The 530-nt window shown below is 40.6% G+C and carries 1 pseudogene; it reads left to right on the top strand.

The features are described from left to right. Positions 1-121: 121 nt before the first annotated feature. Positions 122-530 (top strand): annotated as a pseudogene (locus R7Z50_RS30815) (50S rRNA methyltransferase); the annotation flags it as partial.

The following is a 530-nucleotide window of genomic DNA, read 5'->3' as shown; positions in this document are numbered from 1 at the left end:
AAGCTTGCCACTTTACGCTATTTCGGCGAGTTAAATAGAAAATTTGACAGCTTTTTGTATCTACGTAAGCCATCATTTGCGACAATAATCACTAGTTTATTGAATCAACCTACGTTTACTTATGAAAACCGAATTGAATCTTCACGGTAGAAGCCTCACGCTTCATCGTTTTCCTAAGCGTTCTAACGAAACGCTTCAAGCTTGGGATGCGGGTGATGAGTACCTGATCAATCACGTCGAAGAAATGGCGTTACCTGACCATCAAAACATCGTTGTTATCAATGATAACTTTGGTGCCCTCGCTTGCTGGTTTTCTGAAAAACATCATGTCACTTTTATGAGCGATTCTTTCGTCTCTCACAAAGGTGCTCAAAAAAATCTTGAAGACAATCAATGTAATAAAGTGGCATTTCTGACCACAATGGACAGTATTCCTGCGAATACAGATCTTGTGTTAGTCCAGCTACCTAGAAGGAATCGTCATCTTGTTTGGATCTTGAGCCAACTTCGCAAAGTGCTTCCAACCGCTT

The sequence above is a fragment of the Vibrio sp. 1249-1 genome, assembly GCF_033340495.1.
This window is presented reverse-complemented; position numbering and strand designations above follow the sequence as displayed.